The 24,530-nt window shown below is 61.8% G+C and carries 22 protein-coding genes, 1 tRNA gene and 1 pseudogene; 17 read left to right on the top strand and 7 right to left on the bottom strand.

Annotation, left to right across the window (positions count from 1 at the left end; genetic code table 11):
* Window positions 1-441: 441 nt before the first annotated feature.
* Both NPS46_RS25230 and NPS46_RS25225 read right to left on the bottom strand, forming a co-directional pair.
* Complete coding sequence (locus NPS46_RS25230; RefSeq protein ID WP_425312689.1) at window positions 442-1,230, bottom strand: methyl-accepting chemotaxis protein; 789 nt, start codon at window positions 1,228-1,230, stop codon at window positions 442-444.
* A 66-nt stretch (window positions 1,231-1,296) separates the two neighbouring features.
* Window positions 1,297-2,082: pseudogene (locus tag NPS46_RS25225) on the bottom strand (MCP four helix bundle domain-containing protein); the annotation flags it as partial.
* 559 nt (window positions 2,083-2,641) lie between these two features.
* On the opposite strand from NPS46_RS25225, the gene nadA reads away from it, so the two are divergent.
* Window positions 2,642-3,700: a quinolinate synthase NadA gene (gene nadA, locus NPS46_RS02575; protein WP_274104821.1), complete on the top strand. Its 1,059-nt coding sequence runs from the start codon at window positions 2,642-2,644 to the stop codon at window positions 3,698-3,700.
* An 82-nt stretch (window positions 3,701-3,782) separates the two neighbouring features.
* Here nadA and NPS46_RS02570 read toward each other — a convergent pair whose 3' ends face one another.
* Window positions 3,783-5,213, bottom strand: a complete 1,431-nt coding sequence (locus NPS46_RS02570; RefSeq protein ID WP_274104820.1) for a M48 family metalloprotease — start codon at window positions 5,211-5,213, stop codon at window positions 3,783-3,785.
* Window positions 5,214-5,339: 126 nt separating this feature from the next.
* On the opposite strand from NPS46_RS02570, the gene NPS46_RS02565 reads away from it, so the two are divergent.
* Window positions 5,340-5,579, top strand: coding sequence for a sulfurtransferase TusA family protein (locus NPS46_RS02565; RefSeq protein ID WP_274104819.1), 240 nt, complete (start codon window positions 5,340-5,342; stop codon window positions 5,577-5,579).
* A gap of 30 nt (window positions 5,580-5,609) precedes the next feature.
* Complete coding sequence (locus NPS46_RS02560; RefSeq protein ID WP_274104818.1) at window positions 5,610-6,680, top strand: AI-2E family transporter; 1,071 nt, start codon at window positions 5,610-5,612, stop codon at window positions 6,678-6,680.
* Between the two features lie 45 nt (window positions 6,681-6,725).
* Here the strand turns inward: NPS46_RS02560 and NPS46_RS02555 are convergent, their stop codons facing one another.
* The gene (locus NPS46_RS02555) at window positions 6,726-7,199 is read right to left on the bottom strand and encodes a peroxiredoxin (RefSeq protein ID WP_274104817.1); all 474 of its coding nucleotides are present in this window, start codon (window positions 7,197-7,199) and stop codon (window positions 6,726-6,728) included.
* Window positions 7,200-7,209: 10 nt separating this feature from the next.
* The gene (locus NPS46_RS02550; RefSeq protein ID WP_274104816.1) at window positions 7,210-7,770 is read right to left on the bottom strand and encodes a glycine cleavage system protein R; all 561 of its coding nucleotides are present in this window, start codon (window positions 7,768-7,770) and stop codon (window positions 7,210-7,212) included.
* A 329-nt stretch (window positions 7,771-8,099) separates the two neighbouring features.
* On the opposite strand from NPS46_RS02550, the gene dapA reads away from it, so the two are divergent.
* The 5 genes from dapA (at window position 8,100) to NPS46_RS02525 (ending at window position 11,787) form a co-directional block, all read left to right on the top strand.
* The gene (gene dapA / locus NPS46_RS02545) at window positions 8,100-8,978 is read left to right on the top strand and encodes a 4-hydroxy-tetrahydrodipicolinate synthase (RefSeq protein WP_274104815.1); all 879 of its coding nucleotides are present in this window, start codon (window positions 8,100-8,102) and stop codon (window positions 8,976-8,978) included.
* A gap of 17 nt (window positions 8,979-8,995) precedes the next feature.
* Complete coding sequence (gene bamC / locus NPS46_RS02540; RefSeq protein WP_274104814.1) at window positions 8,996-10,108, top strand: outer membrane protein assembly factor BamC; 1,113 nt, start codon at window positions 8,996-8,998, stop codon at window positions 10,106-10,108.
* Between the two features lie 4 nt (window positions 10,109-10,112).
* Complete coding sequence (locus NPS46_RS02535) at window positions 10,113-10,871, top strand: MBL fold metallo-hydrolase (RefSeq protein ID WP_274104813.1); 759 nt, start codon at window positions 10,113-10,115, stop codon at window positions 10,869-10,871.
* A 28-nt stretch (window positions 10,872-10,899) separates the two neighbouring features.
* Window positions 10,900-11,613, top strand: coding sequence for a phosphoribosylaminoimidazolesuccinocarboxamide synthase (gene purC / locus NPS46_RS02530; RefSeq protein ID WP_274104812.1), 714 nt, complete (start codon window positions 10,900-10,902; stop codon window positions 11,611-11,613).
* A gap of 84 nt (window positions 11,614-11,697) precedes the next feature.
* A tRNA-Ser gene (locus tag NPS46_RS02525) sits at window positions 11,698-11,787 on the top strand.
* A gap of 205 nt (window positions 11,788-11,992) precedes the next feature.
* Here the strand turns inward: NPS46_RS02525 and NPS46_RS02520 are convergent.
* Window positions 11,993-13,822, bottom strand: coding sequence for an SLC13 family permease (locus NPS46_RS02520; RefSeq protein WP_274104811.1), 1,830 nt, complete (start codon window positions 13,820-13,822; stop codon window positions 11,993-11,995).
* A gap of 178 nt (window positions 13,823-14,000) precedes the next feature.
* On the opposite strand from NPS46_RS02520, the gene NPS46_RS02515 reads away from it, so the two are divergent.
* The 7 genes from NPS46_RS02515 to NPS46_RS02485 all read left to right on the top strand — a co-directional run bounded on the left by NPS46_RS02515 (window position 14,001) and on the right by NPS46_RS02485 (window position 21,845).
* Window positions 14,001-15,173 carry a low temperature requirement protein A gene (locus NPS46_RS02515; RefSeq protein ID WP_274104810.1) on the top strand — a complete coding sequence of 391 codons (1,173 nt, stop codon included), beginning with the start codon at window positions 14,001-14,003 and terminating at the stop codon, window positions 15,171-15,173.
* A 69-nt stretch (window positions 15,174-15,242) separates the two neighbouring features.
* On the top strand, window positions 15,243-15,608 hold the full coding sequence (locus NPS46_RS02510; RefSeq protein WP_274104809.1) for a 5-carboxymethyl-2-hydroxymuconate Delta-isomerase: 366 nt from the start codon (window positions 15,243-15,245) through the stop codon (window positions 15,606-15,608).
* A gap of 445 nt (window positions 15,609-16,053) precedes the next feature.
* Entirely contained in the window at window positions 16,054-17,436 is a 1,383-nt protein-coding gene (locus tag NPS46_RS02505) for a glutamine synthetase family protein (RefSeq protein WP_274104808.1), read from the top strand.
* 150 nt (window positions 17,437-17,586) lie between these two features.
* A complete protein-coding gene (locus NPS46_RS02500) occupies window positions 17,587-19,236 on the top strand; it encodes a phosphoethanolamine transferase (RefSeq protein WP_274104807.1) in 1,650 nt (549 codons plus the stop codon).
* A 136-nt stretch (window positions 19,237-19,372) separates the two neighbouring features.
* A complete protein-coding gene (gene rnd / locus NPS46_RS02495) occupies window positions 19,373-20,506 on the top strand; it encodes a ribonuclease D (protein WP_274104806.1) in 1,134 nt (377 codons plus the stop codon).
* Window positions 20,503-20,796, top strand: coding sequence for a YcgL domain-containing protein (locus NPS46_RS02490; protein ID WP_274104805.1), 294 nt, complete (start codon window positions 20,503-20,505; stop codon window positions 20,794-20,796). Before rnd ends, NPS46_RS02490 begins: the two co-directional genes overlap by 4 nt.
* 116 nt (window positions 20,797-20,912) lie before the next feature.
* On the top strand, window positions 20,913-21,845 hold the full coding sequence (locus tag NPS46_RS02485; RefSeq protein ID WP_274104804.1) for a D-2-hydroxyacid dehydrogenase: 933 nt from the start codon (window positions 20,913-20,915) through the stop codon (window positions 21,843-21,845).
* A gap of 55 nt (window positions 21,846-21,900) precedes the next feature.
* Here NPS46_RS02485 and NPS46_RS02480 read toward each other — a convergent pair whose 3' ends face one another.
* Window positions 21,901-22,494, bottom strand: coding sequence for a nitroreductase family protein (locus NPS46_RS02480; RefSeq protein ID WP_274104803.1), 594 nt, complete (start codon window positions 22,492-22,494; stop codon window positions 21,901-21,903).
* A 287-nt stretch (window positions 22,495-22,781) separates the two neighbouring features.
* On the opposite strand from NPS46_RS02480, the gene NPS46_RS02475 reads away from it, so the two are divergent.
* Both NPS46_RS02475 and NPS46_RS02470 read left to right on the top strand, forming a co-directional pair.
* On the top strand, window positions 22,782-23,231 hold the full coding sequence (locus tag NPS46_RS02475; RefSeq protein ID WP_274104802.1) for a YcgN family cysteine cluster protein: 450 nt from the start codon (window positions 22,782-22,784) through the stop codon (window positions 23,229-23,231).
* A gap of 27 nt (window positions 23,232-23,258) precedes the next feature.
* Window positions 23,259-24,497, top strand: a complete 1,239-nt coding sequence (locus tag NPS46_RS02470) for a hypothetical protein (protein WP_274104801.1) — start codon at window positions 23,259-23,261, stop codon at window positions 24,495-24,497.
* Window positions 24,498-24,530: the final 33 nt, after the last annotated feature.

Genomic DNA, 24,530 nt, shown 5'->3' with positions numbered 1-24,530 from the left:
TGCCCCGCCATGAAGCCCGCGTCGGACTCACCAGCGGATCCCTCGGCGCCGATGGGGCTCAATGGCCTGGATGGGGGGGGCTGGTTCGGTTTGCAGGAAGCTGAGGCGCGAATAGGTGTATTTCTGCGCGCCGAAGCAAAAAGCGTTATGCGGGGACTCAAGTCGCTCGTTCTATTCGCTCAGCCGATCGACCGCATGCCTCTCTAGATTTCGGCAGGTTTATGGCGTGAAACTATCGATGGGCTAGCGGCCTGAAAACAGCGCGTTGCTTTGTCAATATAAGTGGGTTGTTTTAATAGAGTTGGCGCGGGGGCAGCGCTAGGTTTCAAAGGCGTTGGATTTAATCTTCAACTCAACGTCCCTGCATTTAAGTGCAGGGAACATGCTGAGTAGTTGTTTTGCCCGAGTATTTGGGTTTTTGCTGAGTAAGAAAGTTTGTAGTTATAGCCGAAAACGTGCAATGACTTGACCCAGTGTCAGGGTGACGTGATTAAGTTGGCTACTGGCAGACTCTATCTGTACGGCACTTTGTGCCGAAGTATTCGAGAGGTCGCGAATTTGCAGGAGATTGCGATCAATCTCCCGCGCAACACCGGTCTGCTCTTCGGCGGCCCTGGCAATGACTCGGTTGCGCTCTGAGATGGCCAGTACCGCCGAGTTGATGTCATCCAGGGTGACACCGGCCGAGTTGGCGATTTCCAGGCTGATGCTGCCCTGGCGCGAGCATTGCTCGACTGACAGTACGGCTTCGTCGACTTGATGCTGGACATTGCCGATCATCTGTTCGATTTCCAGTGTCGATTGCTGGGTTCGGTGAGCCAGGGCGCGAACTTCGTCGGCGACAACCGCAAAGCCCCGACCGGCATCGCCGGCACGCGCCGCCTCGATGGCCGCATTGAGCGCCAGTAGGTTGGTTTGTTCCGCAATCATCCGGATCACATCCAGGACCTTGCCAATGGCCTGACTCTCCTCGGCCAGGGTACGGATAAGCTGCGAAGTCTGCTGCAGCTGATGCTCCATGTTTTGGATGGCCGCGACGGTGTCGCGCACCCGCTCCTGGCCATGTTGCGAGGTCTGACTGGCCTGGTCCGACGATTCTGCGGTCAGGGAGGCGTTGTCGGAGACCGACGAAATGGCCCCGGTCAGTTGCGTGATGGCCGAGGCGGCCTGGTCCAGTTGGGTGTTTTGGCAGCTCAGGTCGTCGGCCGAGTCGCGGGTGATCTGGGTCATCTGCTCGGTGGAGTTGGTCAGTGTGTGGGAGACGCTGGAGATTTCCTGGACGGTCTGGCGCAGGCGCTCTTGCATCAGTAGCAGGGCCTGTAGCAGGCGTCCGAACTCGTCGTTGCCGGTATTGCCGCTGAGCCCGCTAGGGGCCACCAGTTCGCCGCTGGCCACCGCCTCCGCCAGCCCCAGGGCCTGACGCAGTGGGACCAGGGTGCTGCGGCTCAGCAGCCAGGTGGCGAAGACGCCCACTGCGATCGCGAGCAGCGTCATCAGCAACAACTGCAGGGCGAAGTTGTCCGCGACGGCCCTGGCGTCTGCCGTAGCGGCATGGCTCATGCGTTCTTGCATATCGATCAGGGCATTGATACTTGCCAGCCAATCGATAAACGCCGGTCTGGCCTGCTCCAGTAGCAGCTTGACGGCCTGGTCGTGTGCGCCATTGCTGCGCAGTTCGATGACTTTCTCCGCGAGGGGCAGGGTGCGGGCTTCCACCGCTTTGATGCGCGCCAGTGCGTCACGTTCTTGCGCACTGACCTCGGGGTGCTCAGCGAACAAGGCATCGAGTTTTTGTGCCGATTGCGCATAGGCCTTGGCGAGTGTGGCGATGTTTTCCAGTTCGGGTGGCAGCGCTCTGTCGTCTTCGATCAGCAGCAGGTCGCGCAGGATAATCGCCCGATCATGCACGCTGCCGCGAAAGTTGACGGCATAGCGGGCCTTAACATTATTGAAGTCGTTGATAACCGCCAGCGTCGTCTTGATGTGGTCGACTCGGCTGATCGACAGCAGGCTCAGCATCATCATGGTAATTAGAATGACCGCAACGCTTGTTATTAATTTGGTGCTGAATTTCCATGTCATGGGGGAGTCCTTAATGCTTTGAATGTCGGGAGAAATAGCGTGAGGTCGAAGTTTCTGGGGCTTAGGTGTTTAACGTGATCGGCAAGCGTTACGCGAACTTTAATGTGCTGGTATCAGTGCTGTAGTTGTATTGGTAGTTGGTGTTTAGGTCTCGATTTGATGCTGGATGTAAGCGAGTGTTGCAATAAGTGACAGTTCGATTGGTTGTTGTTTTTTAATCTATTAGTTGCGATTTGTTGCGTTGTTGCTGGGTTTAATTCGCCTGTGGATCAGGGTGGGTTGAGGTTTACCTGTGACCGTTTGACTTTTTCCGCCAGGCCAGTGCGCACGGGGTTTCACCTGGGAAGAGTCGTCGGTGATATGAGGGAGGGGGAGCGCCAAGAATAAACTTTTGAAATCGTGGGTTATTCGGTAGCCTTGCGACCCTTAAACGCTATCTACGCCTGATGGCTTCACTTTCCCGGCCTGCACCGCTGTATCGAATATCCGGCTTCGGAAAGGAGCCGGGGCCGGGGGTATACTCGACTTTCGCGCTCAAGCGCCTGCAGGTCTTGCGAACATGACCCACATTTCCGAACGCCTTCTGGTTCAAGCCCATCTCGATGCCAAGCAGCCCAAGCCCTTGAGCGCTGACGAAGAAGCGCGCTATCGCGCCGACATCGCGGCCGAGCTCAAGGCTCAGGACGCCGTACTGGTGGCTCACTACTATTGCGATCCGGTGATCCAGGCGCTGGCCGAGGAAACCGGTGGCTGTGTTTCCGACTCGCTGGAAATGGCGCGTTTTGGCAATGCTCATCCGGCCAAGACGGTGCTGGTCGCCGGTGTCCGTTTCATGGGTGAAACGGCCAAAATCCTCAACCCGGAAAAGCGTGTGCTGATGCCGACGCTGGAAGCGACGTGCTCGCTGGATCTGGGCTGCCCGGTGGAGGAGTTTTCGGCGTTTTGTGATCAGCATCCCGAGCGCACCGTGGTGGTCTATGCCAACACCTCGGCAGCGGTCAAGGCGCGCGCAGACTGGGTGGTGACATCGAGCTGCGCCCTGGAAATCGTTGAAAGCCTGATGGACAACGGCGAGAAGATTATCTGGGCACCGGACAAGCACCTGGGGCGTTATATCCAGAAGCAGACCGGTGCCGACATGCTGCTTTGGGACGGTGCGTGCATCGTCCATGAGGAGTTCAAGTCCAAACAGCTGGAAGATATGAAGGCGCTGTATCCGGATGCTGCGATCCTGGTGCACCCGGAGTCGCCGGAGTCGGTGATCGACCTGGCCGATGCGGTTGGGTCCACCAGCCAGCTGATTGCCGCAGCGCAGCGGATGCCGAACAAGACGTTTATCGTCGCCACTGATCGCGGCATTTTCTACAAGATGCAGCAGCTGTGCCCGGACAAGATCTTCGTCGAGGCGCCTACCGCCGGTAACGGCGCGGCCTGCCGTAGCTGCGCCCATTGCCCATGGATGGCGATGAATACCCTGGAGCGCACGCTGCAGTGCCTGCGTGAGGGCAGTAACGAGATCTTCGTTGATCCGGCGCTGGTGCCTCACGCCGTTCGACCGCTCAAGCGCATGCTGGATTTCACCCAGGCGGCCCGTCTGAAGCTGGCGGGTAATGCCTGATCGATGACGGAATGCGAGCACGCTCGCTCCTACCTTGAATCTTCCAGTTCTGTAGGAGCGAGCGTGCTCGCGACATTCCGGTTTAGCGCATCATGTCCTTGACCATGCGCTCCTGATCCATCAATTCCCGTTGCCGCGCATCGAGTCGTGAGGCCAGCTGGAAGTTGTTCGCCTTGCGCTTGGCGAAGTCCAGTTGCTGGATCGCCTGGCTGAAATCGCCGACCAGGGCGAAGTATTCGGCGCGAGCCTGATGCAGGCCGATGATATTGCCGGACAGGCCGCGGGTCTCGGCCACCATGTACCAGACATCCGGATCGTCGGGGCGGCTCTTGAGTAGCGCTTCCAGGGCCTTCTCGGCCTCGGCTGCGCGATTCTGCTTGAGCAGCAGGTCGACCCGCACCTGGTTCAGCGGGTAGTTGCCGGGGTACTGGGTCAGCATCCGGTCGACGCGCTGTTGGGCATCGGCCAGGCGGTTGTTGGTGATGTCCAGGTCAATCAGCGCTAGGTTGTAGGTAATGTCATTGGGTGACTTGGCCAGCAGCGGCTTGAGGTTTTCCCGTGCTTCGTTCAGTTGGCCACCCTTGATCTGGGCGATAGCCAGGCCGTAGCGCGCGACATCGTTATTGGGGTTTTCCTCGAGCTGTGCGCGAAAGCGTTTGGCGGCCAGCCCCGGGGTTCCTTCATAAGTCAGCTGGACCCGTGCGCGTACGAGTTGGTAGCGCAAGCCATCTTCAACGCCGCCCGGCTTGGCTTGTTCAGCACGGTTGCGGGTGTCGGCGATCCGCGATTCGGTCACTGGGTGAGTCAACAGGAATTCCGGTGGCTTGGCATCGAAGCGGTACTGACGCATCAGGCGTTCGAACATGGTGGGCATCGAGCGTGGGTCGTAGCCGGCTTTTTCCAGGTTGAGGATGCCGATACGGTCGGCTTCCTGCTCGTTCTGGCGGGAGAAGCGCCGTTGCTCCTGGATGGCGGCGGCTTGGGTGCCGGCAATGGCGGCGATCCCCGCGTCACCCGCGCCCGAGGCCGCGATCACGATCCCGGCGAGCAGCGCGGCCATCATCGGGATTTGCATGCGTTGCTGGGCTTCGACTCCCCGGGCAAAGTGCCGCTGCGACAAGTGGGCCAGTTCGTGGGCGAGTACCGAGGCGTATTCGCCTTCGGTCTGGGCATTGAGAAAGAGCCCGCCGTTGACCCCGATAATCCCGCCCGGTGCGGCGAAGGCGTTGAGTTGCGGGCTGTTGATCAGGATGAACTCCAGGCGCCGATCCTGCACCTGGCTGGTTTCCACCAGGCGATAGACGCTGGTTTCAACGTAGTCCTTGAGCTGCGGGTCATTGAGCTGCGAGACCTGGCCGCGTAGCAGGCTCAGCCAGGCGCGGCCCAGTTGGTATTCCTGCTGTGGCGAAACAATCGAAGAACTGGCGTCGCCGAGTGACGGCAGATCGTCGGCGAAGCCCGGCGAAGCGAGCAGGCAAGCGAGCGTCAGCAGGGTAGGGCGCAGAAATGTCATGCACAGGGCTCTAGTCGGCAAAGCAGCTACTGTAGCCGCACACTCGGCGCACGGCCAGAGGGGCGCGTGCTTGGGGTATTCTTGGCCGCTGACGCAAACGCTTAACCAATGATCAGGAGTGAAGTCATGACCGACGCTGTAGAGTACGACGCCGAGTTGGATGCCAGCGGACTAAACTGCCCGCTACCCTTGCTCAAGGCCAAGCTGGAGCTCAATCGCCTGGCCAGTGGCGCGGTACTCAAGGTGTTGGCGACGGATGCGGGGTCCCAGCGCGACTTTCGCACGTTTGCCCGGCTAGCCGGGCATACCTTGTTGCATGAAGACGTCGAAGCGGGTGTCTACCGCTATTGGTTGCGCAAGGCCTGAATATTTCTACCCGATTGTTAAGGATGTCTGATGTTCAAAGTGTTGCGCGACTGGGTTCAACGCTACTTCTCCGATGAGGAGGCGGTGGTGCTGGCCGTTTTGCTGGCGTTGGCATTCGCCGGTGTCCTGACCCTGGGGGGGATGCTCGCGCCCGTGCTGGCCGGTATGGTCCTGGCCTATCTGATGCAGGGGCTGGTCGGGGCGCTGGAGCGCTTGCGCCTACCGGGCTCGGTGGCCGTGGGGCTGGTCTTCGCCTTGTTCATGGGGCTGTTGCTGGTGTTTATCGTGGTCGTGGTGCCGTTGCTCTGGCATCAACTGATCACGTTGTTCAACGAGTTGCCGGGGATGTTGGCCAAGTGGCAGTCGCTTTTGCTGCTGTTGCCCGAGCGCTATCCCCATCTGGTTTCCGATGAGCAGGTGCTGCAGGCGATCGAGGTTGCGCGTGGTGAAATTGGCAAGTTTGGCCAGTGGGCACTGACGTTCTCGCTGTCCAGCCTGCCGCTGCTGGTCAATATCATGATCTACCTGGTGCTGGTGCCGATCCTGGTGTTTTTCTTCCTCAAGGACCGCGTAATGATCGGTCGCTGGGTGCGTGGCTATCTGCCGCGAGAGCGGGCGCTGATCACGCGCGTGGCCGAGGAAATGAACCGCCAGATCGCCAACTACATTCGCGGCAAGGTCATCGAGATCTTTATCTGCGGCGGGGTGACGTATGTCGCGTTCGTGGCGCTGGACCTCAACTACGCAGCGCTGCTGGCTTTATTGGTCGGGGTGTCGGTGGTCGTGCCCTATGTCGGCGCGGTGGTGGTCACGGTGCCGGTGGCGCTGATTGCGCTGTTCCAGTGGGGCTGGAGCGATCAGTTCATCTACCTGATGGCGGTCTACGGGATTATCCAGACCCTGGATGGCAACGTGCTGGTGCCGCTGCTGTTCTCCGAGGCGGTCAACCTGCACCCGGTCGCGATCATTTGCGCGGTGCTGCTCTTTGGCGGGTTGTGGGGGTTCTGGGGGGTGTTCTTTGCGATCCCACTGGCCACGCTGTTCAAGGCCGTGCTGGATGCCTGGCCGCGCAAGGAGCCGGTGGTAGCGCCGCTGCTGTAGATCGGCTTGCAGGAGCGAGTGGGCTCGCTCCTGCGCAAGGGGCGATCAGGCCTGGTTCAGGGCCTGGGCGGCCGCCAGGACTGCGTCGACATGGCCTGGGACCTTCACGCCGCGCCATTCCTGGCGCAATACGCCGTCCTTGTCGATCAGGAAGGTGCTGCGGTCGACACCCAGGTATTCCTTGCCATAGAGCTTTTTCAGCTTGATCACGTCAAACAGCTGGCAGATGGCTTCGTCCTTGTCGCTGATCAGCTCGAACGGGAATTCTTGCTTGCACTTGAAGTTCTCGTGGGATTTCAGGCTGTCGCGCGAGACACCGAAAATTTCGGTGTTGGCTGCCTTGAAGGCCGCGTACTGGTCGCGAAAGCCTTGCCCTTCAGTGGTGCAGCCCGGGGTGCTGTCCTTCGGGTAGAAGTAGATCACCACCTGCCGGCCTTTCAGGTCGGCGAGGTTGACGGTCTGCCCGCTGGTGGCAGGCGCTTCGAACAATGCAACGGGTTGATCGATGGCTACGGCCATGGAGTGTTCCTTACATAGGGTTCTGTGGGCGCCACGGCTCGATCAGCGCATCCAGGTTCAGTGCGTCGGCAAAGTCCAGGAACTGGTCGCGCAGCCAACTGATCTGCACGCCGGCCGGCAGGGTCACGGTAAAGGTAGCGTTGAGCATGGTGCCGCCGGTCTGTGGGGCCTGGTAGGTGTCGCAGGTCAGGTTTTCCAGCTCGACGTTGTGGTCGATAAAGAACTGGCACAGCTCGTTGATGATGTCCGAGCGATAGGCCGAGCTGACATAGGCCACGTACGGCAGGGCTTGCGGGCGGTTTTCCAGGGAGCCGCTGCGCACGACGTTGAGGATGAGGTCATGCTTTTTAGCCAGGCCCGGCAGGCTGGCTTCCAGGCGCGCCAGGGCATCCCAGTTGCCGGAAACCTGAAGGACCAGCGCACTGTAGTCGCCATGGCGGGTCAGGCGGGAAGTGACCACCGCGCAGCGACTTTCATGGCTGGCGCGGCACAGGACGTTGGTCAGCTCCATGGGGTTGGCGCCGAGCGCACTGATGACAAGGAATTGTTCGCGAACTGTGGGGGTGGACATGCAGCATTCCTAAAGCGATGAGCGGTCGAGTTGGCACGGGGCTGACGGGCCGGATCCAGGCGTTGCGGGGCGCTTGCAAATCCCCCGGGCAAGGCGGCCGGCGCGGGCTCCGGCAAGGCAGGAGGGGCGCGCGACAGCGCGTGATCAGGGGTTCGAACGCCGACAAAGGCACGCGCGAATCCGCCTGACAGGCCAGGCGGTATCGATCAAAGTCTGAAGGGTAGCGAAAAGCAACGCTCAGGGGAATGATCAGAGCACGGTACTTCGCTTGTGCAAGCATGATGGCGCCAGTACCATTACCGCTCTCTTTTTCCGGCAGGAGCGGTTGCATGATTGCGGGCAGTATGGTGGCACTGGTCACACCCATGGATGCACAGGGTCGTCTCGACTGGGACAGCCTGAGCAAACTGGTGGACTTCCACCTGCAAGAGGGCACCAACGCCATTGTGGCGGTCGGCACCACAGGTGAGTCGGCCACGCTGGATGTGAACGAACATATCGAAGTGATTCGTCGCGTGGTAGCCCAGGTTGCAGGGCGCATTCCGGTGATTGCCGGCACGGGCGCCAACTCGACGCGTGAAGCGATCGAACTGACCACCAATGCGAAGAATGCCGGCGCCGATGCGTGCCTGCTGGTCACGCCGTATTACAACAAGCCGACCCAGGAAGGCTTGTATCAGCACTTCCGGACTATCGCCGAAGCCGTCGATATCCCGCAGATTCTCTACAACGTGCCGGGGCGTACTGCCTGCGACATGCTGGCCGAGACCGTAATTCGCCTGTCCGCTGTGCCGAATATCATTGGCGTCAAGGAAGCCACTGGCGACCTGCAGCGCGCCAAGGACATCCTGGCCGGCGTGAGCAGCGACTTCCTGGTTTATTCCGGCGATGACGCCACGGCGGTCGAGCTGATCCTGCTCGGCGGCAAGGGCAATATCTCGGTGACCGCCAACGTCGCCCCGCGCGACATGAGCGAACTGTGTGCTGCCGCCATGGCCGGTGATGCCGCCAAGGCCCGGGCGATTCACGAAAAACTGATGCCGCTGAACAAGACCCTGTTCATCGAATCCAATCCTATCCCCGTGAAATGGGCGTTGCATGAGATGGGCCTGATGCCGGACGGTATCCGTCTGCCGCTCACCTGGCTCAGCGCTGCCTGTCACGAACCGCTGCGGCAGGCCATGCGCCAGTCCGGCGTCTTGGTTTAATTGAGGAAGTATTACGCATGAAGCGAATTGCCGGACTTTCCGCGCTTGCCTTGATTATCTCCAGCACCAGCGGCTGCGGTTGGCTCTGGGGCCCGGAAGGCTATTTCCGCGACCGCGGCAGCGACTATCTCGAAGCGCAGCAGACTCCGGTCATGCAGTTGCCGCCGGATGTCACTCACGCCAAGCGCCTTGATCCGCTGCTGCCGATTCCGCGCAACGTCGCCGACGACAACGTCAAGGGCGAATTCGAAGTGCCGCGTCCGTTGCCGTTGCAGGCCACCGCCGATGCCAGTGATTTCACCCTGCAGCGCAGCGGCGATTCGCGTTGGGTCCTGGCACAGCGCGCACCGGCCGAAGTCTGGCCGCTGGCCCTGCAGTTCTTCCAGGACAACGGTTTCCGCATCGACGAGCAGCGTCCACAGACGGGTGAGTTCACGACCACCTGGCAGCGCAGCGACGAATTGTCCGCGTCCATGGCCAAGCGCCTGGGCAGCACAGGCACGGCTGATAGCGAGACCCGCGTGCGGGTTCGTATCGAGCCGGGCGTGCAGCGCAACACCAGCGAAATCTACGTGGTCAGCGCCGAGCGTTCCGCCGGCAGCACCGCCAATGTCGATTTCAGCAACCGTTCGGTCAACACCGGCCTGGACTCGATGCTGACCGACGAACTGCTCGCCAGCATGACCCGCAGCGCCGAGAAGGGCGGTTCGGTTTCCCTGCTGGCCGCGCGTGATTTCGATACGCCAAGCCGCGTCAGCCTGAGCGAAGACGGCAGCGGCAACCCGGTACTCAACCTGGGCGCCGATCTTGATCGCGCCTGGTCGAGCGTGGGCCGTGCCCTGGAGCAGGGTGAGTGGCGCGTGGAAGACATCAACCGCAGTCTGGGCCTGTACTACATCAACCTTGCCGAGAAAGCCGAGCGCAAGGACCAGGAGCCTGGCTTCTTCGGCAAGCTGTTCGGCAGCAAGCCGGCCAAGGAAGAAATCGAAGCCCGTGCCGAGCGCTATCAGGTTCGCCTGAGCAAGGTCGGGGAGAGCGTGCAGGTTACCGTCGAGAAGAACATCAACACCGTTGCGCCAGCCGATGTGGCGCGCAAAGTGTTGAGCGTGATTCAAGACAACCTGGGCTGACCGGGTGCGTTTTGCCGTTCTCGGCAGTGGTAGCCAAGGGAATGGCACGCTGATAGCCAGCGACGACACCTACATCCTGGTCGATTGTGGTTTCTCCCTGCGTGAAACCGAGCGGCGCCTGCTGCGCCTGGGTATCAGCCCGGCGCAGTTGAGCGCGATTCTAGTGACCCACGAACATGCCGATCACGTGCATGGCGTGGGTTTGCTGTCTCGGCGCTACAATTTGCCGGTGTATCTGAGCCGCGGCACCCTGCGCGGGATGCGCAAGCCCGTGGAACCGAGCGGCTTTGTGAGGGGGGGCGAGACGCTGCAGATTGGCGGCCTGAGCATCAAGGTGGTCGCGGTTGCCCACGATGCCCAGGAACCGACTCAGTACGTCTTCAGCGACGGTCAGCGGCGCTTCGGCCTGTTGACCGACCTGGGCTCCTACTGCGCCACGGTGCTGGACAGCTATAGCGGGCTGGATGCCTTGATGGTCGAGGCCAATCACTGCCGCGACCTGCTGGCGCGCGGACATTACCCGTACTTTCTCAAGCAGCGGGTCGGTGGCGAACTGGGACATTTGAACAACCATCAGGCCGCAAGCCTGGTGAGCGAGCTGGGCTGGCAGGATTTGCAACACCTGGTGCTGGCCCACCTCAGCGGCAAGAACAATCTGCCGCAGCTGGCCCGGCAATGTTTTGTCGACACCCTTGGGTGCGACCCGGACTGGCTGCAACTGGCCGATCAAGATTCAGGGCTCGACTGGCGACATATCGCCTAGCCCATCTACTTAGCAAGCGGAGCCCATCATGGAAAAACGTGAAGAACTCTACCGCGGCAAAGCCAAGTCGGTTTACAAGACCGACGACGCTGACCGCCTGATCCTGCTGTTTCGCAACGACACTTCGGCGTTCGACGGCAAGCGCATCGAGCAACTGGATCGCAAGGGCATGGTGAACAACAAGTTCAACGCGTTCATCATGCAAAAGCTCGAAGCGGCAGGCGTGCCGACCCAGTTCGACAAACTGCTGGGCGACAACGAGTGCCTGGTGAAGAAGCTCGACATGATCCCCGTCGAGTGCGTCGTGCGTAACTACGCCGCCGGTAGCCTGGTCAAGCGCCTGGGTGTGGAAGAGGGCCTGAAGCTCGAACCCTACACCTTCGAACTCTTCCTGAAGGACGACGCCAAGGGTGACCCGTTCATCAACGAATCCCACGTTGTGGCATTCGGCTGGGGCACCGCTGAGCAACTGGCGCGCATGAAGGAGTTGTCCCTCAAGGTCAACGACGTGCTGAGCAAGCTGTTCGACGACGCCGGCCTGCTGCTGGTGGACTTCAAGCTGGAATTCGGCGTGTTCCGCGACGGTTCCATCGTCCTGGGTGACGAGTTCAGTCCGGACGGTTGCCGCCTGTGGGACAAGGACACCAAGAAGAAGATGGACAAAGACCGCTTCCGCCAAGGCCTCGGTGATGTGATCGAAGCCTACGAAGAAGTCGCCAATCGCCTCGGCGTACCGCTGTAATCGACGCAAGCATCTGATAGCACGGAAAAATTTTGCTCAGGGGGCTTCGCTTCGGGCAAAGGTGCTGTTATGATGCGCGCCGTTGGAGAGATGCCAGAGTGGCCGAATGGGACGGATTCGAAATCCGTTGTACTGGCGACAGTACCTAGGGTTCGAATCCCTATCTCTCCGCCATTATTGAACAAGACGAAGCCCCGTAATCCTTGCCGATTACGGGGCTTTTTCGTTTCTGCCGTTAATTTTCTGGCTGACATCGCCCTTCTGCGTTTCAGTCCGGGGTCTGTAGCCGTGGCCCCGGCAGCGCCTGTTCGCCGATCCTCTCCAGGCCTGCCTTTGCGGTCTTTTACCCCTGCAGTTAGCGTGGCGCCGGGCGCTCGCTTCACAGCGGCGCGATCCACGGCACCATCACCACGCTGACCAGCATCACCAGCACCGTAAACGGCACGCCAACACGCACGAAATCCGCGAAGCGGTACTGCCCCGGGCCCAGCACCAGGGTGTTCACCGGCGAGGAAATCGGCGTCATAAAGGCGGCCGATGCCGCGAGGGCGACGATCATTGCAAACGGGTAGGGCGAGGCATCGAGCGCTTGGGCGGTAGCAATGGCCACCGGAGCCATCAGCACGGCTGTGGCGGTGTTGGAAATAAACAGGCCGATCACGGCCGTCACGGCGAACAGCGCGGCCAGGATAAGCCGCGGGTGGGCGCCATCGAGCACGCTGACCAGGCCTTTGACCGCGAGGTCGATCCCGCCGGTCTGTTGCAGCGCATGGGCGAAGGGCAGCATGCCGACAATCAGGATCAGGGTCGGCCAGTGGATCGCGCGGTAGGCGCTGTCCATATCGATGCAGCGAAACGCGCCCATCAGCAGGCAGCCAATCAGCGCGGCCATGACATTGGGCACCAGGCCGCTGACCATCAGCGCCACCATCACCGCCAGGCTGAACAGGGCATAAGGCGCCTTGCGTGCGGCGGGAGCGACTTCGTCGACTTCCGCCGGCAGGCTGAGCACCAGAAAGTCGCGGCTCTGGCTTTGCAGGTGGTGAATGTTTTTCCAGTTGCCAGCGACCAGCAGGGTGTCCGAGGGTTTGAGTTTTTCATCGACCAGAACCCCTTGCAGGGCCTGGCCGTTGCGGCGCAGGCCGACCACATTGAGCTTGTGCCGGCTGCGAAAGGCCAGTTCCTGGATGGTCTTGCCCGGCAGTTGCGACTCCGGTGGCAGCGCAACCTCGGCCAGCCCCAGTTCATGGGCGTACACGCTGAAGTAGGAGTTTGGCAGCGGCATGGGCTCCAGGCCCAGGGCCAGATAGGTATCGAGCAGGCCGATGGCCGGGCTGGCAAGGTCGACCAGCAGCACATCGCCGGGTTCCAGCTGGGTGTTACCGGTGGCCGTCAGCAGCAGGGTGCGGAACTTGCGTTGGCGTTCCACGGCAATCACGTTGATGCCGTATTGCTGGCGCAGTTCCAGCTCATTCAGGGCTTGGTTGGCGAGTATCGAATCGGCCCGGACCTTCAGGCGTCGCTCCCGTTCATCGAGGCGATAGGCCTGGGCCAGGTCGGCGAGGGTCAGGCGGGGAGCGCCGGTGTTGTCCTGCGGGGCGCGGCGTGCGAGCCCGTTGCGGGTCAGCAGCATGTAGACGATGCCCAGCAACAGCACGGTCAGGCCGATGGGGGTCAGGCTGAAGAAGCTGAAGCCCTCCAGGCCGGCGCGGCGCAGTTCTGCATGAACGACCATGTTCGGCGGCGTGGCGACCAGCGTCAGCATGCCGCTGATCAGCCCGGCGAAGGCCAGTGGCATCATCAGCCGGCCCGGGGGAATGCGCATGCGCGCGGATACGCCCAGCACCACGGGAATAAAAATCGCCACCACCCCGGTAGAACTCATCAGCGAGCCCAGGCCCGCGACGGCCAGCATCAGCAGGATCAGCAGGCGGGTCTCGCTGTTGCCGGCCCTGGCGGTCAGCCAATCGCCGAGGCGGTAGACAATACCGGTGCGGACCAGGCCGTCGCCGATCACGAACAGCGCGGCAATCAAAACCACGCTGGCGTCGCTGAAGCCGGCCAGCGTCTGCTGGATATCCAGAACGCCGGTCAACGGCAGGGCGAGGATCATCAACAGGGCGACCACATCCACGCGCGGCTTGTTGATGACAAAAAGCGTAATGGCGCCTGCCAGCAGGCCGAGCACCCAAAGTAGATCGGGATTCATCGCAACTTCCAAGACGGTGAGACGGCGATTGTCTCAGGGTTCGGCGGTGAGGGTCTTGATCTATTGCAAATGGACTTTGCCCCGGTGGCTGGAGGCGCCTATGAGTAAGCTGAATTCGGCTTTACTGTAGATGCGAGCGTGTTCGCGATCTTCTCCCCACCCCACTGGAGAGCCCCCAATGCCGCACTCAGTTTCCCTGCTCCGCAGCCGCGGCAGTCACGACAGTGGCAAGGTCGGCATGATCGAGTTGTTTTTCGATCTGGTGTTTGTCTTTGCCGTGACGCAGTTGTCCCACTCGCTGCTCGCTCATCTGAGCCTGGCGGGCGCGTTGCAGGCGACCTTGCTGCTGGTGGCAGTCTGGTGGGTGTGGATCTTCACCTCCTGGGTCACCAACTGGCTCGACCCGGAACGGACCCCGGTGCGGCTCGGCCTGTTTGTGCTGATGCTGGCGGGGCTGCTGCTGTCGGTGTCGATTCCCAAGGCGTTTACCGAGCGTGGCCTGTTGTTTGCCGGGGCCTATGTCTTTATGCAGGTGGGGCGCACGTTGTTCGCGCTGTGGGCGGTGCGCACGGAGTCGCGGAGTCTGTCGCGCAACTTCCTGCGGATCCTGGTCTGGATGCTGTTTTCGGGGCTGTTCTGGATCGGCGGCGCCTTGCTCGAAGGGCCGCAGCGCCTCGCTTGCTGGACCCTGGCGCTGGTGATTGAACTGGTCTCGCCTTCGCTGTTTTTCTGGGTGCCGGGGTTGGGGCGTTCGACGCTTGCCGACTGGAATGTCGAGGGCAACCATATGGCCGAGCGCTGCGGGCTGTTTGTGATTATTGCCCTGGGCGAGTCGCTGCTGGTCACCGGGGCGACCTTTGCCGAACTGCCGTTCAGCGCCGAAGGGCTGGCGGCATTCCTGGTCGCGGTGTTGGGGAGCATCGCGTTGTGGTGGATTTATTTCGACACGGGCGCGGAGCGTGCCCACCATCGCATCGCCCAGGCCAGCGATCCCGGGCGTCAGGCGCGGCTGGCGTACACCTATCTGCATGTGCTGATTATCGCCGGGGTGATTGTCAGCGCCGTGGCCGATGAGCTGGTGCTGGTTCATCCCGGGCACGCGAGTACGGCGGGTATCGCGGCGATCATTGGCGGCCCGCTGCTCTATCTGCTGGGTAATGCCTTGTTCAAATGGGTGACCAGCGAGCGGATCCTGCCGCCGCTGTCCCACCTGATCGGGCTGGCGTTGCTGTTGGGGTTATGGCCGCTGGCGCAGAGCCAGGTGTTTTCGGCGCTGGCGCTGGGGACGCTGACCACCGCTGTCCTGTTGCTGGTGGCGGCCTGGGAGACCCGCGCCCTGCACGTGCGTTGACGCTGCGAGAGGGCAGAGTGCTGTGGTATATCTGTAACACTTTTCGTCGGTCGACCCTGGAGCTTGCTTGTGCCTCATCTACTCGTGGAATACACCCCCAACCTGCCGGAACTGGATGCCGATAAAGCGCTGTTGCGCCTTAACCATGCGTTGGTAGCGTCCGGGCAGTTTGCGGCGGAGTTCGATATCAAGAGCCGGGCGCTTCGGATGGATGCATTTCGGGTGGGCACCGGGTTGGGTGAGCGGGCTTTTGTGCATGTGAAGCTGGCCTTGCTGAGCGGTCGCTCGCCCGAGATCAAGCGCCAATTGTCCGAGAGCCTGCTGGCGGTACTCAAGGACCTGTGCGCCTGGCCTGCCGGGGTGCAGGTGCAGTTGTCCGTCGAGGTGGTCGACCTGGACCGCGACGCCTATGCCAAGGTTGCGATTGGGGTCTGACCCTGATCGAGTGGCCCGGACGACGAGCACTGCGCGCGCTGATGCCGCCGGGCAGCGGCTGCAGGCGGTTTGCATGGGCGCTGATTGTTTAGTCAGTTCATAACCAAACTCCGTAAATGCGCGATTGAATGACCTGTCGCTGGCGTGTGACGCTTTCAGCTTCTCGTCTGCTGCGACCCTTCCATGGATTGTCGACCCCGTCATAACCCCGTCCAAGCGCCTGCCGGCGCCTGGCTGCGTGGTGTGTTGCCTGGTGTCGCCCCCAGCTTCTGTGCACTCCCTTCGGAACTGGCCTTCTGGGCCCTCTGGCATTGCCGCCATGCCCGCCCGCCAGATATCGCGATTGCTCCTTAAGTGATGCAACGGTCGAGTTGCACACCGGCAGCGGTGTCGGCTCGAAATCGCAGGCCCGTGCCTGTGCGATCTGCCCTGAAGAGAATTGCCCATGAGTGCTGCATCCCCGTCCTTCGCTACCCGCCAGGAAGCCCTGGCGTTTCTTGAGCTCAACCCGGATATCGAGATGTTCGAGTTGTTTATCCTCGATAACAACGGCGTGCCCCGAGGCAAGCTGCTGCACCGCGATGAACTGCTGGCGGTCTATGACAGCGGCCGGCCACTGCCCAGTACGATCCTGGGGCTGACGGTCAATGGCGATGACGTGGAGAACTCCGGGCTGGTCTGGGACGTGGGCGATATCGACTGTCGCGCCTACCCCCTGAGCGGCAGCCTGCAGCGCATGCCCTGGCGGCTGATCCCTACCGCGGCGGTGCAGGTCAGCATGCACCCTACGCAAGGGTTGCCGGCGACGATCGCCGATCCCCGGCATCTGCTGGTCCAGGTGGTCGAGGGGCTCAAGGCCGACGGCTATTACCCGGTGATGGCGGCGGAACTGGAGTTCTATTTGCTTGATCAGCAGCGCGACAGCCAGGGGCGCCCGCAGCCGGCCCGGGATCTCGATGGCGGGCGCCCGCGCACGACCCAGGTCTACGGTCTGCGTGAACTGGAGCAGATCGAACCGTTCCTGGCCGACCTCTACAGCGCCTGCAAGCTGCAAGGCATTCCGGCCCGCACAGCCATTTCCGAATACGCGCCAGGGCAGGTGGAAATCACCCTGGAGCACCGCGCCTGCGCCTTGCAGGCCATGGACGAGGCGGTGCGCTACAAACGCTTGGTCAAGGGCGTGGCCCACAAGCACGGGATGCTCGCCTGCTTTATGGCCAAGCCCTTCGATGACCTGGCCGGCACCGGCATGCATATGCATGTGAGCCTGGCCGATGCCGAGGGCAATAATCTGTTTGCCAGTGAGGCCGCGGACGGTACGCCGCTGCTGCGCCACGCCGTGGGCGGGATGCTCGACAGCCTGCTCGATTCGCTGCTGCTGTTCTGCCCCAACGCCAACTCCTACCGCCGCTTTCAAACCAACAGCTATGCGCCCCTGGCTGCGACCTGGGGGGTCGACAACCGCACGGTGAGCCTGCGGGTGCCGGGTGGGCCGGCGTTCTCGCGGCATATCGAGCATCGTATCTGTGGTGCGGACGCCAACCCCTATCTGGCGGCCGCGGCGATCCTGGCCGGGATTCATCGCGGGATTCGCCAGCAGCGTGATCCCGGTGCGCCGGTCGAAGGCAATGGCTATGCCCAGGCCGGCGCATTGCTGCCGACCGACTGGCTGACCACCCTGAACGCCCTGGAGCGTTCCGAATGGGCGCGCGAGGCGTTTGGCGAGCCGTTCCTGGGAGTCTACCTGGCGGTAAAACGGGCCGAGTATCGCCAGTTCATGGGCGAAGTCGGCGAGCAGGACTGGCGCTGGTACCTGCACCAGGCATAGAGGCTTGCGCAACGTTTTGGCAAAAAGCCATATACGACTTTTCGTTGGCTTATTTTTCACGAAACGTTGATGGCTGCCTGACTAACGTTCGGGCTGTCGCGCGGTCGCTCCAGATCCGCACAGTCCTTACCTTGGTTCAAGCAGATCACTATGTTGAAGATAAAACCCGTGCGCCCCGAATGGCTGACGCTGATTGCCAGCGGATTTCTCTTGTTCGGATTCAACTCGGTGCTCTGGGAACACCTGTTCAGTATTACCGCCGCCGACGGTAAAGGCTTAATGCTGCGGGTGGCGTTCGCCGTGATGGTGTTCTGTGCCTTCAATCTGGTGCTGACGTTAGTGGCGTTTCGACGGGTGTTTAAACCGGTGCTGATCAGCCTGTTCTTTATCAGCGCCGGGGTTGCCTATTTCATGAGCCAGTACGGCGCCCTGATCGACGTGGGCATGTTTCGCAACTTCGCCGAAACCAATGCCACGGAAGTGCGTGATCTGCTCTCCTTCAAGTTATTCGCCTACCTTCTGCTGTTGGGCGCCTTGCCGTCCTGGCTGTTGTATAAAGTGCCGGTCAACTATCGGCGCTGGCCTCGTGAAGTGCTGAGCAAGTGCCTGGTGACCGGCCTTTGCAGCCTGGCCATTGGTGCGGTGGCAATCACGAACTACCAGGGCCTGGCTTCGCTGTTTCGCAATCACCACGAACTGCGCATGATGGTGGTCCCCAGCAACTACATCGGTGCCTCGATCAGCTATGTGCGCGAGCAGGTGGTTTCGTCGCAGAAACCCTTCGTGGCCATTGGCGAAGACGCCCGGCGCAACCCCAGCTGGCAGGGGCATGCCCGCAAATCCCTGACGGTGTTGGTGGTGGGGGAAAGTGCGCGGGCGGAAAACTTCGGCATCCTGGGCTATGACCGCGATACCACGCCCAAGCTGAGCCAGGAAAGCGGCCTGATTGCCTACACCAATGTGCACTCCTGCGGCACCGAAACGGCCGTGTCGGTGCCGTGCATGTTCTCCAATATGGGGCGCAAGAACTACGACGCCACCCAGGCCAAGAATCAGGAAGGCTTGCTCGATATCCTCAAGCGTGCCGGGCTGGATGTGATCTGGCGGGACAACCAGTCGGGCTGCAAGGGCACCTGTGACCGGGTGACCCTGCAGGATGTCAGCAACCTCAAGGACCCGCAGTTGTGCGCCAACAGTGAGTGTCGCGATGAGATCCTGCTGCAGGGCCTGCAGGCGCTGATCGACAATCTGGACCACGACACCGTGCTGGTCCTGCACCAGATGGGCAGCCACGGCCCCGAGTACTTCAAGCGCTACCCCAAGGAGTACGAGCATTTCACCCCGGTCTGCCAAAGCAATGCGCTGAACAATTGCAGCCGCGAAAGCATCGTCAATGGCTACGACAACACCCTGGTCTATACCGACCATGTGCTCTCCAGCCTGATCGATGTGCTGCGTGCCAATCAGGACAAGGCCGATACCGCGATGCTCTATCTGTCGGACCACGGTGAATCGCTGGGTGAGTACAACCTCTTTCTCCACGGCACGCCTTACATGCTCGCGCCTGAGCAGCAAAAGCACGTGGCGATGCTGGCCTGGTTCTCCGATCGCTACCAGCAGGCGTTCTCGGTGGATGCCCACTGCCTGCAACAGAGCCGCGACAAGCCCCTGAGCCAGGACAACCTGTTCCATTCCATGCTCGGTCTGCTGGACATTGACAGCAAGGTCTACAACCCGGCGCTGGATATGTTCGCCGGCTGTCGCGCGAGTGTGGTCGATGGGGTGTTGGCCAAGCACTAGGCCTAAGACGTTACATACAGCAAAAGTGAGATGAATCTTAAATTCACTACTATTTTGCTCAAGCTCTTGAAGGGCGAATGCTCAGCAAGCGTCCTCGGCGATATATACTGCGCGCCATTCTTCAAGGGAGAGCCGTGTGGCCATCGATATTCACTGGATTCGCGACAACGATAGCCTCGCTCAGCACTGTGCTCAGTGGCAGCATCTGCCCTTTGTGGTCCTCGACACCGAATTTATGCGGGTCGACACCTTTTACCCCATTGCCGGCCTGATCCAGATCGGTGATGGGGCGCGTGCCTATTTGATCGACCCCCTGACCGTCGATGCCTGGAAGCCCCTGGCCGAACTGCTGGAAAACCCGGCAGTGATCAAGGTCGTGCATGCCTGCAGCGAAGACCTCGAGGTGCTGCTGCGCCTGACCGGCAGCCTGCCGGTGCCCTTGTTCGATACCCAATTGGCGGCCGCCTACCTGAACCTGGGGTTCTCCATGGGCTACTCGCGGCTGGTGCAGGAGGTCCTGGGTATTGAATTGCCCAAGGGCGAAACCCGCTCCGACTGGCTACAACGCCCCCTGTCGCAAACCCAGATCAGCTACGCCGCCGAAGATGTCGTGCACCTGGCCGAGGTCTATACGCGCCTGCGCGAACGGCTGTCAGACGAAAAATTTGCCTGGGTCTTGGAAGACGGCGCCGAGCTGGTTGCCAACCTGCGCCGCGAGATCGACCCCTACGAGGTCTATCGCGATGCCAAGCTGGCCTGGAAACTCTCCCGTGCCCAGTTGGCGGTCTTGCGCGAGCTGTGCGCCTGGCGGGAACGCGAGGCCCGTGCCCGCGACCTGCCGCGCAACCGGATCCTGCGCGAACATTCGCTCTGGCCGCTGGCCAAGTCGCAGCCGGACAACCTGGTCGCCCTGGCGCGTATCGAAGACATGCACCCGCGTACCGTACGTCAGGACGGCGAGTTTTTGCTTGATCTGATCAAGCGTGCTGGCAGTGTATCTGCCGATCAGTGGCCGCCGGCGGTGCCCGAGCCGTTGCCGATCGAAGCCGCAGCGCTGGTCAAGCGCCTGCGGGCCTTGGGCCAGGCCGAAGCCGAGCGCCTGGGGATCGCGCCGGAACTGATGCTGCGCAAGAAAACCCTCGAAGCCTTGCTCAAGAGCGGCTTTCCCGAGGGCCCTTATCAATTGCCCGAGTCGCTGCGTGGCTGGCGCCGCGAGCGGATGGGGCAGGCCTTGCTCGATAGCCTGGCCGCTGCTGGAGAACAGCCATGAAACGTATCTGCTCGATTTACCGCAGCCTGCGCAAGAACGAAATGTACCTCTATGTACTCAAGAGCGATGCGCTGGAGCGCGTGCCGGAAAACCTGCTGACGGCATTCGGCAAACCGCACCATGCCTTCGACCTGGTGCTTAGCCCGGAGCGCAAGCTGTCGCGCGAAGACATCGAGGTGGTTCTGGACAACCTCGACAAGCAGGGCTACCACCTGCAAATGCCACCGGCCGAAGACGAGTACATCGAGCATTTGCCCGAAGAGTTGCTGCGTCGCAACGACCCGGTCTAGTTCCCGGTTGCCCGGTTCCGGGCGCTTGTCTCAATGAAATGTTGGTCGCGGTGCCAGCCGATCGCGGGGTTATCCACCCTGCGGTGGTGGCCGCCGTGTTTGCGAAAGGTTGATCCATGCGCGTTCTGATTGCTGAACACGACTACTCCCGCTACACCCGTCTGCTGCAAGACGCAGCCCCCGAGCTTGAGGTGCTGACCAGCGGCGACTCGGCCGAACTTTCGGCGATGGCGGCCGACTGCCCGATCTGGCTCGGCCAGCCGGATCTGCTCGCCACCCTCTTGCGCCAGGGCCACCGCCCCGAGTGGGTGCAGTCGACCTGGGCGGGGATTACGCCGCTGCTTGCCGATGGCCTGAGCCGCGATTACCGCCTGACCCGTGCGGTGGGGATTTTTGGCCAGGTCATGGCCGAGTACGTGCTGACCTATATCCTCGGCCATGAGCGCGAGGTGCTGGCCCGGCTGGTCAGCCAGGTCGAGCGCAAGTGGGACAATCGCCTGGGCCAGAGCCTGGAAGGGCGCAAGGTGTTGATCGTCGGCACGGGCGATATCGGTCAGAGCGTGGCGCAGTTCTTGCGACCGTTCGGTGTCGAGTTGTATGGCATTGCCAGCAGCGCCCGCGAACTGGCGCCGTTTATCGAAGTGGCGGCCATGGACGCACTGCCGCGCCTGGTGGGCGAGGTGGACTATGTGGTCAACCTGCTGCCCGATACCGCCGATACCCATGACGTGTACGATGCCGCGCTGTTTCGTGCCTTCAAGCCCAGCGGCCTGTTTATCAATGCCGGGCGTGGCGTGGCGGTGGTCGATGCCGATCTGGTGGCGGCCTTGAAGGAAGGGCATCTGGCCGGCGCGGTCATCGACGTCTGCCGCCAGGAGCCGTTGCCGCAACGCCATCCATTCTGGACCGCCTGGGGCCTGCTGCTGACCGGGCACAGCTCGGCGCCGACCTCACCAGCGAAGATGGTCGGGTTGTTTGTCGAGAACTTGCGGGCCTATCAGGCGGGTGAGGTACTACGCGGGGACGTGGACTTCGAGCGCGGCTACTGAGCGCTGAGCGGTTGCAGGCGCGAGCCTGCTCGCGCCTGCAGATTGAAGCCTGTCCTTACAGCGCGAAATCGCCTTCGGCAACCAGTGCGCTCAGCGGCTCACGCGGGCTCGGTACTTCCCGGGCCTGCAGGTAGTCCGCCAGGGTGGCCTTGTCGCCCAGCTTGCCGACCGCCACCGCCGCGTGCAGTGCGTAGCCTTCGGGGATCTGCAGCTCCTTGCGGGTCAGTTCCTGGTCGAAGCCGGCCATGCCGTGGGTGTACCAGCCGCTGATGCTCGCCTGCAACGCCAGGTGGCCCCAGGCCGAACCGGTGTCGAAGGTATGCCACAGGGCCGGGGTTTCCTCGCTGGCGCCGGGTACGGTGAAGGTGGTCTTGGAGATCACGATCACCAGTGCCGAGGCGTGTTGTGCCCAGCTGCGGTTGAACTCGTTGAGCAGGCCCAGGTAGCGCGCCCAGTTTGGCGTGTCGCGGCGCGCATAGAGAAAACGCCAGGGTTGCGAGTTGTAGGCGGAGGGGGCCCAGCGCGCGGCTTCGAAAAAGCTCAGCAGGGTTTCTTCGGGAATGCTTTCGCCCGTAAAGGCGCGGGGCGACCAGCGATTGGTGAACTGCGGGTCAATGGCGTATTCGGCGACGCGAGGATTGGCGCTCATGGCGGATTCCTGACTAGAGTTTGACAGCGATAGATTGACGTAACACGCAGATCGGTTAGCCGGTCTGAAAAGTGATCCTGGCCCGCCAGGCGCTGCGTTCAAGCAGCAATGGCTTTTTGGCATAGGGCGCAGCAGCCGATAAAACTACTGCGCGTCACGCCGGCTGACAAGTCCCGTTCTACCGCTAGTCGCCAGCCCTGGTAGGGCAAGGCGTGCAGCCGTGGCAATAAAGCCTGGCAGCGCCTAGACTGGCGGCCTTTTCACTACCTGATATTGATGTGCGAACCATGGCCGCAAAAGTTGAACCCTTCTGGATCCGCAAGACCCTTGAACACATGGATCAGGAGGAGTGGGAGTCGCTGTGCGATGGCTGCGGCCTGTGCTGCCTGCAAAAGCTTGAGGACGAGGACGACAACGCGGTCTACTACACGCGTATCGCCTGCAAGCTGCTGGACCTCAAGACCTGTCAGTGCAGCGACTACGCCAACCGCCGGGCGTCGGTGCCCGATTGCATCCAACTGACGCCCGGCAAGGCCGATCAGTTCAAGTGGCTGCCGCCGACCTGCGGTTACCGCCTCGTCAGTGAGGGCAAGGACCTGCCGCTCTGGCATCACCTGGTCTGCGGCGACCGGGACGCGGTGCACCATGAACGTATTTCCCAGTCCGGGCGCATGCTCGCCGAAGGCAGCGTGCCGGAAGAAGACTGGGAAGATCATCTGATTTTTCGCGCCGGCTGATTCGCAGGCGAACACAAGGGAGTGTCTATGCCGGTGCGTCGTCAATGGTCGTTGGCCCTGTTGCTGGTGCTGCTGAGTCCGTCGTCCTGGGCGGCGAAGAAAGTCGATCTCGATTACCACGTACAGCTGTTGCCCCAGAGCGACCAGGCCGAAGTGCGGGTGACTCTGGCTGAAGGGAGTGCGGTGCGCAGCCTGAATTTCGATCTGGGCACCGAGTCGCGATACAGCGACTTCAGCGCCGACGGCCACTGGCAACTGACGCCGGCCAACGGCGAACAGGATGCCCGCGGCCTCTGGCAGCCGGGCAGCGGCAAGTCCAGCCTCAGCTATCGGGTGCGAATCAGCCAGGTGCGCAAGAGCGGCAGCTTCGATACCCGCATGACCCCAACCTGGGCGCTGATGCGCGGTGAGGATCTGGTGCCGCCGGCGCGTCTTGACCAGCAGGACGGTATCGAACTGGTCGCGCGCCTGGAGTTCCAGTTGCCGGCGGGCTGGAAGAGCGTGGAAACCGCCTGGCCGCGGATCGGTAAGCAACGTTTTCGGATCGACAATGTATCGCGCCTGTTCGATCGCCCAACCGGCTGGATGCTGGCCGGTAACCTGGGAAGCCGGCGCACGCGCCTGGGCGAGACCGAGGTCAGTGTCGTCGCCCCCCAGGGGCAGGCGCTGCATCGGATGGATGTGCTGACACTGCTGACGTTCGTCTGGCCCAAAGTCCAGGAAGTCTTTCCGCGCAACCCGCCCAAGCTGCTGGTGGTGGGCGCGGGCGATCCGTTGTGGCGCGGCAGCCTGGCCGCCCATGATTCGATCTACCTGCACAGCGGCCGGCCACTGGTCAACGAGAGCGGTTCCAGCCCCTTGGTACGTGAGCTGGTGCATGTCTTCGGGCGTATCAGCGGGCGCCAGCACAGCGACTGGATCGGCGAAGGGCTGGCCGAGTACTACGCCATCGAGCTGGTCCGCCGGGCGGGCGGGATGAGTGAGGAACGCTATCGCAACCTGCAGTTGCGCCTGACCCATTCAAGCCGCAAGGTCACGACCTTGCGCGGCGATCAGGTCAGCGGGGCGACGGTGGCGCGGGCGGTATTGCTGTTGCAGGAACTGGATCGCGAGATTCGCCAGCAGACCCGCGACCAGCGCTCGCTGGATGATGTCAGTCGAGCGCTGATGCGCTTGGATCGGGTGACGACCCGCGAGTTTGTCCAACTGGCCGAGAGCGTGATCGGCGGACCGTCGAAAGTGCTGGCGAGCAAGCTGTTGCAGTGATCGCCGCACTTTCCCGGCCTTTTTCGGCGCCAG

Source organism: Pseudomonas putida (assembly GCF_028682395.1).
GTDB classification, from domain to species: Bacteria; Pseudomonadota; Gammaproteobacteria; order Pseudomonadales; family Pseudomonadaceae; genus Aquipseudomonas; species Aquipseudomonas putida_AB.
Note: the sequence above shows the minus strand (reverse complement) of the source record. Positions and strands in the feature narration are given on the sequence as shown.

Bases quoted from the DNA above. Each gene is read 5' to 3' on its own strand.
- purC (WP_274104812.1), top strand. From the start codon at position 10,900: ATGGAAAAACGTGAAGAACTCTACCGCGGCAAAGCCAAGTCGGTTTAC.
- NPS46_RS02490 (WP_274104805.1), top strand. From the start codon at position 20,503: ATGAAACGTATCTGCTCGATTTACCGCAGCCTGCGCAAGAACGAAATG.
- NPS46_RS25230 (WP_425312689.1), bottom strand. From the start codon at position 1,230: ATGACCCAGATCACCCGCGACTCGGCCGACGACCTGAGCTGCCAAAAC.
- NPS46_RS02485 (WP_274104804.1), top strand. From the start codon at position 20,913: ATGCGCGTTCTGATTGCTGAACACGACTACTCCCGCTACACCCGTCTG.
- NPS46_RS02550 (WP_274104816.1), bottom strand. From the start codon at position 7,770: ATGTCCACCCCCACAGTTCGCGAACAATTCCTTGTCATCAGTGCGCTC.
- NPS46_RS02500 (WP_274104807.1), top strand. From the start codon at position 17,587: ATGTTGAAGATAAAACCCGTGCGCCCCGAATGGCTGACGCTGATTGCC.
- NPS46_RS02560 (WP_274104818.1), top strand. From the start codon at position 5,610: ATGTTCAAAGTGTTGCGCGACTGGGTTCAACGCTACTTCTCCGATGAG.
- NPS46_RS02475 (WP_274104802.1), top strand. From the start codon at position 22,782: ATGGCCGCAAAAGTTGAACCCTTCTGGATCCGCAAGACCCTTGAACAC.
- NPS46_RS02505 (WP_274104808.1), top strand. From the start codon at position 16,054: ATGAGTGCTGCATCCCCGTCCTTCGCTACCCGCCAGGAAGCCCTGGCG.
- NPS46_RS02515 (WP_274104810.1), top strand. From the start codon at position 14,001: ATGCCGCACTCAGTTTCCCTGCTCCGCAGCCGCGGCAGTCACGACAGT.
- NPS46_RS02470 (WP_274104801.1), top strand. From the start codon at position 23,259: ATGCCGGTGCGTCGTCAATGGTCGTTGGCCCTGTTGCTGGTGCTGCTG.
- NPS46_RS02555 (WP_274104817.1), bottom strand. From the start codon at position 7,199: ATGGCCGTAGCCATCGATCAACCCGTTGCATTGTTCGAAGCGCCTGCC.
- NPS46_RS02565 (WP_274104819.1), top strand. From the start codon at position 5,340: ATGACCGACGCTGTAGAGTACGACGCCGAGTTGGATGCCAGCGGACTA.
- NPS46_RS02570 (WP_274104820.1), bottom strand. From the start codon at position 5,213: ATGACATTTCTGCGCCCTACCCTGCTGACGCTCGCTTGCCTGCTCGCT.
- NPS46_RS02480 (WP_274104803.1), bottom strand. From the start codon at position 22,494: ATGAGCGCCAATCCTCGCGTCGCCGAATACGCCATTGACCCGCAGTTC.
- nadA (WP_274104821.1), top strand. From the start codon at position 2,642: ATGACCCACATTTCCGAACGCCTTCTGGTTCAAGCCCATCTCGATGCC.
- NPS46_RS02520 (WP_274104811.1), bottom strand. From the start codon at position 13,822: ATGAATCCCGATCTACTTTGGGTGCTCGGCCTGCTGGCAGGCGCCATT.
- dapA (WP_274104815.1), top strand. From the start codon at position 8,100: ATGATTGCGGGCAGTATGGTGGCACTGGTCACACCCATGGATGCACAG.
- bamC (WP_274104814.1), top strand. From the start codon at position 8,996: ATGAAGCGAATTGCCGGACTTTCCGCGCTTGCCTTGATTATCTCCAGC.